The 13,016-nt window shown below is 37.2% G+C and carries 13 protein-coding genes and 1 riboswitch; all 13 genes read right to left on the bottom strand.

What is annotated here, in order from left to right:
- Nucleotides 1-6: 6 nt before the first annotated feature.
- Complete coding sequence (leuC, locus tag K5Q14_RS04080; protein WP_220734558.1) at nt 7-1,383, bottom strand: 3-isopropylmalate dehydratase large subunit; 1,377 nt, start codon at nt 1,381-1,383, stop codon at nt 7-9.
- Nucleotides 1,380-2,453, bottom strand: a complete 1,074-nt coding sequence (leuB, locus tag K5Q14_RS04075; RefSeq protein ID WP_220734557.1) for a 3-isopropylmalate dehydrogenase — start codon at nt 2,451-2,453, stop codon at nt 1,380-1,382. Before leuB ends, leuC begins: the two co-directional genes overlap by 4 nt.
- Nucleotides 2,450-3,625, bottom strand: a complete 1,176-nt coding sequence (locus K5Q14_RS04070; RefSeq protein WP_220734556.1) for a 2-isopropylmalate synthase — start codon at nt 3,623-3,625, stop codon at nt 2,450-2,452. The genes leuB and K5Q14_RS04070 overlap by 4 nt, the downstream gene beginning before the upstream one ends.
- Nucleotides 3,626-3,928: 303 nt before the next feature.
- On the bottom strand, nt 3,929-4,234 hold the full coding sequence (locus K5Q14_RS04065; RefSeq protein WP_220734555.1) for a metal-sulfur cluster assembly factor: 306 nt from the start codon (nt 4,232-4,234) through the stop codon (nt 3,929-3,931).
- 2 nt (nt 4,235-4,236) lie between these two features.
- A complete protein-coding gene (gene sufB, locus K5Q14_RS04060; protein ID WP_246587562.1) occupies nt 4,237-5,667 on the bottom strand; it encodes a Fe-S cluster assembly protein SufB in 1,431 nt (476 codons plus the stop codon).
- A gap of 14 nt (nt 5,668-5,681) precedes the next feature.
- Nucleotides 5,682-6,116: a Fe-S cluster assembly sulfur transfer protein SufU gene (gene sufU / locus K5Q14_RS04055; RefSeq protein ID WP_220734554.1), complete on the bottom strand. Its 435-nt coding sequence runs from the start codon at nt 6,114-6,116 to the stop codon at nt 5,682-5,684.
- Nucleotides 6,094-7,329, bottom strand: coding sequence for a cysteine desulfurase (locus K5Q14_RS04050; RefSeq protein WP_220734553.1), 1,236 nt, complete (start codon nt 7,327-7,329; stop codon nt 6,094-6,096). The genes sufU and K5Q14_RS04050 overlap by 23 nt, the downstream gene beginning before the upstream one ends.
- Nucleotides 7,316-8,500 (bottom strand): Fe-S cluster assembly protein SufD, encoded by a 1,185-nt coding sequence (gene sufD, locus K5Q14_RS04045; protein ID WP_220734552.1) that lies wholly within the window; start codon nt 8,498-8,500, stop codon nt 7,316-7,318. Before sufD ends, K5Q14_RS04050 begins: the two co-directional genes overlap by 14 nt.
- A gap of 1 nt (nt 8,501) precedes the next feature.
- The gene (sufC, locus tag K5Q14_RS04040; RefSeq protein ID WP_220734551.1) at nt 8,502-9,293 is read right to left on the bottom strand and encodes a Fe-S cluster assembly ATPase SufC; all 792 of its coding nucleotides are present in this window, start codon (nt 9,291-9,293) and stop codon (nt 8,502-8,504) included.
- 1 nt (nt 9,294) lies between these two features.
- Nucleotides 9,295-10,137, bottom strand: a complete 843-nt coding sequence (locus K5Q14_RS04035) for a helix-turn-helix domain-containing protein (protein WP_220734703.1) — start codon at nt 10,135-10,137, stop codon at nt 9,295-9,297.
- Nucleotides 10,138-10,559: 422 nt separating this feature from the next.
- Nucleotides 10,560-11,315: a class I SAM-dependent methyltransferase gene (locus K5Q14_RS04030; RefSeq protein WP_220734550.1), complete on the bottom strand. Its 756-nt coding sequence runs from the start codon at nt 11,313-11,315 to the stop codon at nt 10,560-10,562.
- On the bottom strand, nt 11,312-12,298 hold the full coding sequence (locus K5Q14_RS04025; RefSeq protein ID WP_220734549.1) for a thymidylate synthase: 987 nt from the start codon (nt 12,296-12,298) through the stop codon (nt 11,312-11,314). The genes K5Q14_RS04030 and K5Q14_RS04025 overlap by 4 nt, the downstream gene beginning before the upstream one ends.
- 33 nt (nt 12,299-12,331) lie before the next feature.
- Complete coding sequence (locus K5Q14_RS04020) at nt 12,332-12,835, bottom strand: nucleoside 2-deoxyribosyltransferase (RefSeq protein ID WP_220734548.1); 504 nt, start codon at nt 12,833-12,835, stop codon at nt 12,332-12,334.
- A 55-nt stretch (nt 12,836-12,890) separates the two neighbouring features.
- A riboswitch (TPP riboswitch) is annotated at nt 12,891-12,998 on the bottom strand.
- Nucleotides 12,999-13,016: the final 18 nt, after the last annotated feature.

The following is a 13,016-nucleotide window of genomic DNA, read 5'->3' as shown; positions in this document are numbered from 1 at the left end:
ATTCCCCTATTTAAATTCATCTGCTGTTATATCAACGAAGTGGCCAGCGATTCCTGCGGCAGCAACCATAGCTGGAGAAGCCAAATGCGTTCTCGATCCTGCGCCTTGGCGGCCAATGAAATTTCTATTTGATGTTGACGCAACATGTTTTCCTGCCGGAATTTTGTCGGGATTCATAGCTAAACATGCCGAACAACCTGGTTCACGCCATTCACAACCAGCGTCCTCAAATATTTTAGCAATGCCCGATTTAATTGCACGATTTCGAATGGCCCGACTACCTGGCACGATCCACGCAATGATATTAGGTGCTAAATGACGTCCTTTCATCATATTCGCAGCAATTTCAAGATCTTCGTAACGGCTGTTTGTGCAAGAACCAATGAAAATATAATCTAACTTAATATCAACTGGTTTCATATGAGGGTGTAAACCAATATAGTCATAAGCATTTGCATCATTATCATTTTTAATTTCTGGTAGATTTTGATCAACAGGTGTGGCCATGCCTGGATTTGTTCCCCATGTCACCATCGGTTTCAAATTTGACACATCAAAGGTCAACGTCTCATCAAAATCACTTTCATCATCTGTATAAAATTGTGACCAATAATTTTTAGCAGATTCAAAATCGTTTGGTGCCTGTTCACGGCCCTCGATATAATCGAATGTCGTCTGATCTGGTTGCACCATACCCGTTTTTGAACCAGCTTCAATTGACATATTACACATAGTCATGCGAGCTTCCATTGAAAGTTTCGCAATTGTTTCACCATAAAATTCAATGGCGTAACCAACCCCAAATGACACGCCATATTGAGCAATGATGCCCATAATAATGTCTTTCGCATAAGTATTCTTAGGTAATTTTCCGGTGACTTTGATTCCCATTGTTTTTGGCTTAACCTGCCAAATCGTTTGAGTTGCTAAGACGTGTTCCACTTCAGAAGTACCAATACCAAAGGCAATTGCACCAAAAGCACCATGCGTTGCTGTGTGTGAATCTCCACAGACGATTACTTTGGCAGGTTGTGTGAGACCACGTTCAGGTCCCACAACATGCACAATGCCTTGCTTGTCATCACCAATTGATGCTAATGGGATGTCAAATTCTTTCGTGTTTTTGACTAATGTGTCCATCTGCAATCGAGACATTTGATCTTGTACATTAAATATATCTTTTGTTGGCACATTATGATCCATGGTTGCAAAAGTTAAATCGGGCCGTCTAACACGCCGATTTGTATTTCTTAATCCGTCAAAAGGTTGAGGCGAGGTCACCTCATGTACTAAATGCAAATCCACATAAATCAGTTGTGCTTCACCAATTTCCCCAGTAATGACGTGTTTTTCCCATATTTTATCAAATAGTGTTTTGCTCATTTTATATCCGCCGATTCATAATTTTTGATGTAATCAACCATCTTTTGTGTGACTTCATCGGTCGTCATCGTGCCACCCATGTCTGGTGTCACATAGTGGTTTTCAATAATGTAGTCTACTGCTTGTGTCATTTTATTGGCAATCCTTTTTTCATCAAAGCTTTCCGTTAACATCATAGCTACCGTATTCACCATAGAAATGGGATTAGCAATGCCTTGACCAGCAATATCAGGTGCTGAACCGTGAATTGGTTCATACAAATTTGGACCGCTTTCACCAACTGACATTGAAGGAATTTGACCGATTGAGCCTGTAATTTGTGCTGCTTCATCACTTAAAATGTCCCCAAACAAATTAGGTATAATCACAACATCAAATGTTGCAGGTTTTGACATAATAGCCATTGTCATCGCATCCACATAGTAATAGTCAACTGTCACATCCGGATAACTTTTGCTAACTTCATTAGCAATCTGTCGCCAAAACTTTGATGTCGCTAAGACATTTGACTTATCAACAATGGTGACATGCCTATTGCGTTTTAAAGCCATCTTGAAGCCTTGATGCATAATACGAGTCACTTCTTTTTCACTGTAATACATCGTATCAATGGCTTGATGCGCTTCGAGTTTACGTGGCCTGCCAAAATACGCACCTGATGTTAGCTCCCGAACGATGACAAAATCCGTATTTTCAACATACTCTGGTTTCAGTGGTGAACGGTCAATTTGTGCTCGCGTCACTTTTGTTGGCCGTATGTTAGCAAATAACTTAAGTTCAGATCTAATTTCTAGTAATCCTTGCTCTGGACGGCGTGGCGCATTATCCCATTTTGGGCCACCAATTGCACTTAGTAGGACTGCGTCAGCTTGTTTTGACACATCAATAGTTGCTTGTGGTAGTGGGTCTCCGGCACGGTCGATACCATCACCGCCAAACGGTACATCTATTAGTTCATAAGAAAATGTTGTATCTTTTGTCGCAGCGTCCAATACTGCTAACCCCGCTGTCATGATTTCCGGACCGATATAGTCACCTTTCAACACGACTATTTTTTTAACTACAGTCATGATTGATTTCCCACCATTTCTTTTTCTTCAACAACTTGCATAATAACCTTTAATTGATCATCCGTAATCAAGTCAGATTCTTCAGAAACTGATTTAAAAATAGGGAAAATTGCTTTCATATCATCACGTGTCACATGATATCCTAAGTGGTTTAGTGCTGACATCACTGCATGTGATCCTGACAATTTACCTAAAGGTAATGTCGCTGTAGCACCAACCATTTCCGGCTTCAATATTTCATACGTCTCTGGATTTTTTAAGTAGCCATCTTGATGAATACCTGATTCATGAGCAAATGCATTGCGTCCCATAATTGGTTTATTACTAGCCACAGGCATGCGTGTCGCGCGTGAAACAATGTCAGAAATCGCCTTTGACTGTGATAAAACAATATCTGTTGCTGCTTTGAATTTTTCACGACGTACATAAATCGCTGCTGCCGCTTCAATCATGTCAACGTTGCCAGCACGTTCACCAATACCGTTAATTGTGCCCTGAATTTCCGTCGCACCATGTTCAATGCCTGCCAAAGCATTAGCCGTTGCCATGCCCAAATCGTTATGTGTATGTGTTGACCAACCAACGGTGTCAAAACCGACAATATTTTGACGCAAGTTTTCAAAAACTTCACCATATTCCTCTGGCGTATCATAACCAACTGTGTCTGGTATGTTAATCATTGTTGCGCCAGCATCAATAGCCGTTTGCACGCTGGCTACCAGAAACTCAGGTTCCGTTCGTGTGGCATCTTCAGGTGAAAATACAATATCTTGAATATATTGCTTCGTGAAAGTCACATCTGATTTAATTTTTTCTAAAATTTCTTTTTTAGTCATGTGCAATTTGAATTCGCGATGAATGGGTGACGTGGCAATAAACACATGAATCATTGGATATTTTGCAGACTTCGTGGCCTCAATAACTGCATTGATATCATGCCGTACCATCCGTGCTAAACCGACAACTTTTGCTTTGTCCACAACTTCTGAAATACGCGTCACTTCGTTAAAATCTTTCTGGGAAGCTGCAGGAAAACCTGCTTCAATTGCTGATACGCCATAATCATCCAAACCCTTGGCGATAGCAATTTTTTCTTCAACAGAAAAATTAACCCCAATCGTTTGCTCACCATCACGCAATGTTGTATCGTAAAAAGTTACTTTATTTGTCATAATATTCTCCTCAAATTAAAAATCCCGGACTAGTCAAATTGACTAGTCCGGGATTTTGCATTCACATCCTTTAATTCACTAGCCATTAGATAAATACCTAACAACCAGCTTAAAAGCTCAACTTGCTAGGGTAGTCTGAGCAAGTTGAGGAGAAGGGCTGTGTTTATTTTATTTATTTGTGCTGTAACCTGATTTCTCATGTGAAAAACTTCCTTTTTATTTAATAATTCAATCATAACTACTGACAAGTTAAGCGTCAAATAAAAGTTTGTTTTTATTCCTATTTTATATAATTAAGCTATTTTATAATCCTAATGCCATTTTAGCGTATCGAGACATACGATCAATTTTCCAAGCTGGTTCCCACGTCAGTACAACTTTGGTTGTTTTCACTTCTGGTAAAATGATTAATGCTGCATCAATCATTTCTTCTAGCACACTACTTAACGGACAACCCATTGTAGTCAATGTCATATTGATGATCACATCACCAGCATCATTAATATCAACCTCATTAATTAAGCCTAAGTTAACAATGTCAATTCTTAATTCTGGATCAATTACGGTCTCTAAAACAGCCATGATATCATGCTTTATTTTTTCTGACATATTTATCCCACCGATCCAACCATTTCGAATTTCATTAAACGATTTAATTCCACAGCATATTCCATTGGTAATTCTTTTGTGAAAGGCTCAATAAATCCCATGATGATCATTTCGGTGGCCTTTTCTGCAGAAATGCCACGTGTCATTAAGTAATATAATTGTTCTTCAGACACACGTGAAACCTTTGCTTCATGTTCCATCGATACATTACCGTTTAAAATCGTATTATACGGAATTGTGTCTGCTGATGATCGATCATCAACTAAAATCGTGTCACACTCAACGTGAGCAAACGATCCATCAGACTCACGACCAAACTTAACTGTGCCACGATAATCTGTTTTCCCGCCATCGTGTGCAATTGACTTTGAAATAATAGATGATGATGTATTTTTAGCATTATGAATCATTTGTGCCCCAGAATCTAAATTAACGCCTTCACCAGCCACTGCAATTGACAACATCGTGCCCTTAGCACCCTCACCATTTAAATAAACTGATGGATATTTCATCGTTGTTTTCGATCCAAAATTACCGTCAACCCATTCCATGGTGGCATTTTCATAAGCAGCTGCACGCTTTGTTTCCAATGAATACACATTATTTGACCAATTTTGAATCGTTGTATACCGACAGTAACCATCTTTTTTGACGATAACTTCAACGACAGCAGCATGTAGTGCGTCTCCAGAATACATTGGTGCTGAGCAGCCTTCAACATAATCAACATGTGCCCCCTCATCAACAATAATAAGCGTGCGTTCAAATTGACCTTCGTTTTCTGTATTTATTCGAAAATATGATTGAATCGGCGTATTGACATGAACACCTTTGGGCACATAAATAAAGGTACCACCAGACCAAACCGCAGCATTTAAAGCGGCTAATTTGTTATTAGTTGGTTTTACCAAAGAACCAAAATATTCTTTTATCAGTTCTGGATACTCTTGTATTGCCGTATCAGTGTCAGTAAAAATAATACCTGTTTTAGCAAACTCATCTTTCATACGATGATACACCACTTCTGATTCATACTGTGCAGAAGATCCAGCTAACCATTTTCTTTCTGCTTCAGGAACGCCTAATCGTTCAAACGTTTCTTTTAATTCAGATGGCACATCGTCCCAATCACGATACTTATCGTTGGTTGGTTTATTATAATAATAAATATCTTCAAACTGAATATGGCTTAGATCTGGCCCCCAGCTATGCATGTCCATACTAAGGTACGTTTGATAAGCTTGTAACCGATAATCTAGCATCCATTGTGGCTCATTTTTCTTAGCAGATATTTGACGAATAATAGCCTCATTTAGTCCTTTTCCTGTCGAAAATACTGCCTTATAATCGTCTTGAAAACCCAACTCGTCAGCTTTGTCAATTGCAATCGCTGCACGCGTTTTATCAATTGCCTCTTGTCTATCTATTTCCATCATCGCACCTCCTGTCATTTTTTTATTGCTAATAATTCATCTAAAGCATGCCATCCTAATGTGGCACATTTGATACGCGTGGGAAATTTTATGACACCAGATAAAATTTGCGATTCACCAAGAGACTTAATATCTGATGTTTCACCACGCATCATTTTAGAAAATTCTGTCACTAAAACTGTCGCTTGTGCACGCGTTTTTCCAGATATTAAATCACCCATCATAGATGCTGATGCTTTTGATATCACACAACCATCACCATAGAAATGAATATCAGTCACTTGATCATCAACGATATCAAATGCCAAATCGATGATATCGCCACAAGTTGGATTATACTTTTGTATATGATAAGTTTCTTGTGCTAACATTGGTCGGAAATGATGTGGGTATTGGCCATATGACATGATTGTTTGACGATATAAATTATCTAAATTGTGTAGACTCACGGTTAAAATACTCCTTAATTTTTTTAAGCGTAGCAATTAATTGATCAATTTCTTCACGAGTATTGTAGAGGTAGAAACTTACACGTACTGTTGCTGCAATGCCTAAATAGGTCATCAGCGGTTGCGCACAATGATGCCCTGCCCGCACTTCGATGCCTTCTTGATCCAGCGCTGTCGCTAAATCATGAGGGTGCACACCAGCCATATTAAATGCAATCACACCGGTATGATGCGCACTATCTTGTGGCCCATAAATCGTAATTTCCGGAATACTTGTTAATTGTGATATGGCGTAAGTTACTAATTCGTGTTCATATTTTGTCACGTTGGCCATACCAACACGCGTAAGATAATCAATAGCCGCACCCAACCCAATGGCACCAGCAATATTTGGTGTCCCCGCTTCAAAACGCCAAGGAATTGGTTGAAATGTCGCTTCATGCAAGCTGACGCGTTCAATCATTTCACCACCATATTGTGCTGGCGTCATTTTTTCCAATAGTTCGCTTCTACCGTATAATACACCAATGCCTGTTGGCCCCAACATCTTGTGTCCCGAAAAAGCAAAAAAATCAACAGCCATATCTTGTACATCGACTGCCATATGAGGCACCGATTGCGCGCCATCTGCAATCATAATAGCGCCATGTTCATGAGCCATTTTGGCGAGTAATTTAATGGGATTAACAACCCCTAAAACATTCGAAACATGTGTCACCGCAACTATCTTCGTTTTATTAGTCATTTTTTGTTCAGCATCAGCTAAATTTAACGTCCCGTCATCATTAAGATCAATGTATTTCAAATTTGCCCCAACACGTTTTGCCAATTGTTGCCATGGTACGATATTTGAATGATGTTCCATATACGATAAAAGAATGTCATCACCTGGTTTAATTTCATCAGCACCATATGTGCTTGCTAACCAGTTTAATGATTCAGTTGTGCCACGCGTAAATAAAATTTCTGTCCGTTTTTTGGCATGAATAAAGACTTGTACTTTGTCGCGTGCCTGTTCATATTGTTCAGTGGCCCGTTGTGACAGGTCATAAATACCACGATGAACATTCGCATTATCGTTTTGATAGTACTGAACCAAAGCATCAATCATAACTTGCGGTTTTTGTGAGGTCGCTGCACTATCTAAATAAATCATTTGTTGCCCATTAATTTTTTGATTTAAAATTGGAAAATCGGATCTAATCGTCTTCATATTGTAACTTTCTTTCTATTTCTGCCATGACTTTTTGTTGGGCTGCCTGAGTTGGCATTTTTGCTAAAACCTCTCCCATAAAGCCACGAATAACTAACTTGCGAGCCATGCGTTCACTGATACCACGGCTCATTAAATAATACATTTGATTGTCATCTACACGGCCAACAGAAGCAGCATGGCCTGCTGTCACATCATTTTCATCAATTAACAATAACGGATTAGCATCCCCTCTCGCTCGACGTGATAACATCAATACGCGTGATTCTTGTTGCGCGTCTGATCCTTTGGCACCTTTAATTATTTTACCAATGCCATTAAATACTAAGGTTGAGCGATTTAAAATCACACCACGTTGAAAAATACGCCCGACAGTATGACGCCCTTTATTTAGAACAGTTGTGACCAGACCTTGTGTTTGCTTTTTTATCGTTAAACCAATGACATTAGCATGCGATGTCGCCCCTTCGCCGTTTAATTGACTAGCTACTCGTATCACAATATTGCCATCATTAAATTCAGCATTTTGCCAATCAACAGTCGCATGATCGCTAACGATGGCTTCTCGATTAATAAATGCTGTTGTCTGTTCCCCAAAAGAATCAATATTAGCGTAAGTCACCTGCGCACCAATATTGGCTAAGACCTCAATGACCACAGAAGCTTTTGTTTTTTCAGAACCAATCGTATGCATTTCTTGCAAAATGGTAACCTTTGAATGTGCACCAATATAAACAAAAACCCGAGCCACGAAATCTTGACCTGACATGGCCAAATGATTCAATATCAGATGCAAAACATCATCAACTTGTACATGTTCTGGAATATATACAAATATACCCGTGTTAAATTGTTCATAGTTTTGAGCAGATAAACGATCAGCCTGTTTTGAAATAACACGCCCAATAAGTTTTTTAACTAAATCACCATGTGCCATTTGTGCTTGTTTCATACCCATTACAATGACACCTTGTGATATCATCTCTTCCGACACATGCCGATACGTAGTAGATTGTCCACTCACTTCAATACCACTAGTAGGGTTCTGCATAAAATAAGTTGTTTCCGTATTTTCCGTAGCTGGTGTCAAATCATCAAGTTGCCACGAATGATATCTGACTTTAGCAAATTCTGGTAATGGTAACGGCGCTCTTGCAATATTATTAGCCATATTAGACCTCCGCGTTTATTTCTTCATCTGTTAGATGTACATCCAAACCTAGTTCGTCTCGCAAACCTGCATATCCTTCGGCTTCTAATTTTTTCGCTAAACTGGCATCACCTGTTTTAACAATTTTGCCACCCATCATCACATGAACAAAATCAGGCACAATGTAGTCAAGCAACCGTTGATAATGTGTAATCATCAGTGTCCCAAATTCATCAGAACGCATACTATTAACACCGCGTGAAACAACTTTTAAGGCATCAATATCTAATCCAGAATCAATTTCATCTAAAATAGCAATTTGAGGTTCAATCATCATCATCTGCAAAATTTCATTTCGCTTTTTCTCGCCACCAGAAAATCCCTCATTGAGGTAACGTTCGGCCATTTCTTCGGTCATAGCCAAAAATTCACGTTTTTCATCTAGTTTTTCAATAAACGACATCACATTAATTTGATCATTTTCAGGACGTCGTGCATTGATTGCCGCGCGCATAAATTCAGCATTGGTAACACCTTGAATTTCTGAGGGATACTGCATCGCCAAAAACAATCCTGCACGGGCACGCTCATCAACTGACAGGTCAGCTAAATTTTGACCATCCATGTAAATATTACCTTGTGTAACTTGATATGCTGGATGTCCCATAATCGTTTGCGACAATGTTGATTTTCCCGTACCATTTGGTCCCATAATGGCATGTATTTCACCTGTATTAACAATCAAATCGACACCTTTTAAAATTTCTTTACCGGCTACTGAAACATGTAAATTTTCTACTTTTAATGTTGTCATATTATCTATCCTTTTTTCGCTGACTAATCTTATTCAGCATGCTTTCATTTTTATGGAATTTTGCAATCATGCGGGCATTATCAATCATTTCATTGACAATAAAATTTTGATTATGCCATATGTCACTAGCTTCTACCAACAACCAAAACAAATTTTCTAAGAAATAAGTGCCGTCGCTACCATTTATTAAATCGATTCCATAAGTTGCCAACATCATAGCATATTTATAATTTTTAAGCGACATTTGATATTGTGCTAATAAGTAAATTATTGCTGCTTGGAAACCTGATTGATCTGCTACCGTCATTTTTTGTTGGTGTCGCCAAACATCATCAAATATTTTTTTCGCTTCAGAAAAAAAACCTTGTTGGTAATAATAATGAATAGTTATCGCATAAAATAATAATTGTTGTAACTGATCAAATTGGGAAACCGCCATTTTTTTAATTAGTTTTGTTGATCGTACACTATTCTGTTCAAAAAAAACTAATGAAAAATATTGCAGTAATTGGTAAGTATGTTGCTCTAAATCTAATATGTTATCTCTGTCAACTTGTTTCATCAACTGATTATATTTAACTAAATCTTGATAAAACAAAGCTTTCATAGCAAGTACGAGAATTTGCTCATTAGGTGTTGTTTTTAATTTCACATTAATTGGAAAAATATCGTTTAATGTTAATCCTAAACGTTCGCAAAGGGACATCATAATATCAAATGCCGGTACTTGTTGATGATTTTCAAATTTAGATAAAGTAGCTTGTGTGCAAATATTGGTGCAAAGCGTCATTTGTGACATTTTCAAACGTTTTCGTGTATGAATAAATTTTTCTACGTTAACCATTTTGGCCCTCTTACTAACTGGTGGTGCATCATTCAAATCGTTTTGGTTCCTCAACAACGAATAAGAATATGTCATAATGACTACCTTATTGTATATAAAAAGGCATCCCAAACTGCTTTCACAGTTGGCACGCCTTAATCAACATTAGCCCGCAACTGTCTACTAAATTGAAACATTTTAGTAGACAGCCACAAAAATTAGCCTACTAAACGTTACCTGAGAAGTAGGTTAATAATGATGGAATAATTTGAATTTTCTATGTTTTTTTGCATTTATATTATTTTTCTCTTTTTTGTTTATAATACATGTACTGATTCTAATATTAAAGTATGCCTATGTCAAGCCTTTTAATATTTTGAATTCAGTCATTTATAACTTGCCACTAATTTTTAGCAACTATTTGCCATCGTTCAATATAATTATTATTTAACCGCTTGATACATAATAAATGGCGATTTCGTTCTTTCATTTGTCCAATGGTTATAATGGTACGTTTTTTCAATTTCTTTTAATTGTCCAATCGTAAAATCGCTTAACACGGGGTAACTGACTTGTACGTTTAAAAAACCAGCTTTTTTTAAATTGCCTTCATACATGCGATTGGGCCAATTGAAATCATGCAAAATAAGATCTTCATCCTCGGAGACATGCAATGTTTCTACTCTTGGTTCACCATAACCGTAATGTTTTCCCGTTTCGCCATTTTGAAATGTTGAAAACGGAATACCTGTTGTATTTGGATTTGTATCCAATACCATAAAGCGACTGCCAGGTTTTAGCACACGATATATTTCTGCCATAATATGTTGAATACGTTTTTCAGAATGATTATTTATAAACACGTAACAAGCAATAGCGCCACCAATTGTATTATCTTGTACACCCTTTAAATGATCATTTTCAACAACATCATAAGTAACATTTTTATGTGCTCTTTCTGTTTTAGCCAAATTGATCATTTTTGGAGACTCATCCACTGCTAAAATATGCGCAGTAGTTTGTTGTGCTAATCTGAGGGATACTTTACCAGGTCCACAACCATAATCTAAAATTGTATCAAGTGACTTTCCTGAAAAATACGAAAATATTTTATCATATCCTAACACTTGTTCTAACACATCATTATACTGATTAAATTGATTCGCAATTTTATTATCTTTGAATATGTTTTCTATCATAATTTTCCCACCTTTATTTTATCCGGCCATTTATTATGTAAAAAATAACAATATATTGGTAATAAATGTGCGACTACATCGTCATCAATTACTTTATGGTAATGAATCATTTGATAAATACTAAATAAGGCAAGGACTTGTTGCCAATATATTGATAAACCAGTTTGCTCAATATCTTGCCAGTTTATCGTTACTTGATTTTGACGTAATTGCCTTTCATAGATCATCAACTTTTGAATCATTGACCAGTTATTTTCCTTAGGCATACTCGGGAAAACAAATTGCTCATATTGCTTTTCTTCTAACACATGAGTTACCCATTGATTATCTGGTTCATAAATATGCATGGTTCCCACACTATGATAATAATGACCGACCGCCAGATTAAGTTCAGTTGCCATGACTTCTTGTATCACAGTGAACGAAAACACATCACTTACCAAACCTCTAAATGCGTCATTTGCTCGCATATAGCTAACCATATGCAATTCATTGTCACGAATTAAAAATTGTAAGCCAAGTGTACATGAAACATCCAAATTGTCTACAACTGCCAATTCATTAGCGTCAAAAATTTGCACCACAGCACGTTTGGAATCTGGATCTTCACGTAAAATTTTTTTAACATTTTCCCATTGATTCAACTGTGCTTGTCCAAAATGAAAAATTTTAGCCCCATATGCTGTACCGGTTAAGGTTTTTTTATCCATTGAATAATCAGGCATACGTTGATTGTAATAACTAATATCACTCAGTTTATTACTACCAGATAAATACCATAGGGCCTCTGCAAAATTAAAAATAATATTACTTTTTCGTTTTGGGTTATATATACCACGTTGAACTGGATTTTCAAGCGCAAAATTAAACGCTAATTTTTCACGGCTTTTGAAACCACGTGGTGCATTATAAAAATCTGCATGATAATATAGATCATCTAATACAGACATATAAGCACTGTCTAATGTTTTATAAGTTGTCATACCAATTCCCTTAATTATCTATAATCGCTATTTTTAATACTGATTCAAAAAATGTTGTATTTGTAATAAACAATCAGCAGTATCTTCATAATACAGGTATTTAACATTACCAATTGCACCTAAGCCACTGACTAAATAAGCATAAGTTGTCTCTTTTTGTAAAAGCAAAACAATTGGTTTTTCAAATGCTGATGCCCATCCAATCTCTATATGTGTTCCTGGTGAAGCGGGTGTGCCTGGAAATGCCATAAATAACTGACAGTTTTTAATCGCTTGAAAATCCGCCTGCGTACACTGGTTTGGTGTCATCATATTTTTTCCCCAGTCTTCGCGTTTATGCGCATTATCAACCACAAAATGATGACTTTCCAGTAGATCAATCATTCGATTAATCAGGTTCTTGTTTTCTGAGTCAATCACTTGTTCTGCCGTCATCAGCTGTTTAAATGGTGCAGCCAAAAAAATACGTTTGTTCAAAAATCTTCCTCCTAAATTTAACTGTATAGAAAAAGCGTTTGTAATAACTGCTGTCATCATTACAAACGCTCCAGATAGATATCGTATGGTTTTCCACATGGTTCCACGAACAACCATCGTATGTATCATACTTTCCTACGCTGCTTGCAACAGATCAGGTTCAAAGGGTTCAAAGTTTGTCACTTCTCTCTCAGCTTTTTTAAAAGCACCCCTAGCATGTTAATTATTAATCGATTAATAA

Origin of the sequence: Leuconostoc inhae (assembly GCF_019656015.1) — a bacterium.
Taxonomy (GTDB): Bacteria; Bacillota; Bacilli; order Lactobacillales; family Lactobacillaceae; genus Leuconostoc; species Leuconostoc inhae_A.
The sequence above is the reverse complement of the archived record's forward strand: the minus strand, read 5'-3'. Positions and strand labels throughout refer to the sequence as shown.

Excerpts from the sequence above, each read along its gene's own strand:
- leuC (WP_220734558.1), bottom strand. The coding sequence starts at position 1,383 with ATGAGCAAAACACTATTTGATAAAATATGGGAAAAACACGTCATTACT.
- leuB (WP_220734557.1), bottom strand. The coding sequence starts at position 2,453 with ATGACTGTAGTTAAAAAAATAGTCGTGTTGAAAGGTGACTATATCGGT.
- K5Q14_RS04070 (WP_220734556.1), bottom strand. The coding sequence starts at position 3,625 with ATGACAAATAAAGTAACTTTTTACGATACAACATTGCGTGATGGTGAG.
- K5Q14_RS04065 (WP_220734555.1), bottom strand. The coding sequence starts at position 4,234 with ATGTCAGAAAAAATAAAGCATGATATCATGGCTGTTTTAGAGACCGTA.
- sufB (WP_246587562.1), bottom strand. The coding sequence starts at position 5,667 with ATGGAAATAGATAGACAAGAGGCAATTGATAAAACGCGTGCAGCGATT.
- K5Q14_RS04050 (WP_220734553.1), bottom strand. The coding sequence starts at position 7,329 with ATGAAGACGATTAGATCCGATTTTCCAATTTTAAATCAAAAAATTAAT.
- sufD (WP_220734552.1), bottom strand. The coding sequence starts at position 8,500 with ATGGCTAATAATATTGCAAGAGCGCCGTTACCATTACCAGAATTTGCT.
- sufC (WP_220734551.1), bottom strand. The coding sequence starts at position 9,293 with ATGACAACATTAAAAGTAGAAAATTTACATGTTTCAGTAGCCGGTAAA.
- K5Q14_RS04035 (WP_220734703.1), bottom strand. The coding sequence starts at position 10,137 with ATGGTTAACGTAGAAAAATTTATTCATACACGAAAACGTTTGAAAATG.
- K5Q14_RS04030 (WP_220734550.1), bottom strand. The coding sequence starts at position 11,315 with ATGATAGAAAACATATTCAAAGATAATAAAATTGCGAATCAATTTAAT.
- K5Q14_RS04025 (WP_220734549.1), bottom strand. The coding sequence starts at position 12,298 with ATGACAACTTATAAAACATTAGACAGTGCTTATATGTCTGTATTAGAT.
- K5Q14_RS04020 (WP_220734548.1), bottom strand. The coding sequence starts at position 12,835 with ATGATGACAGCAGTTATTACAAACGCTTTTTCTATACAGTTAAATTTA.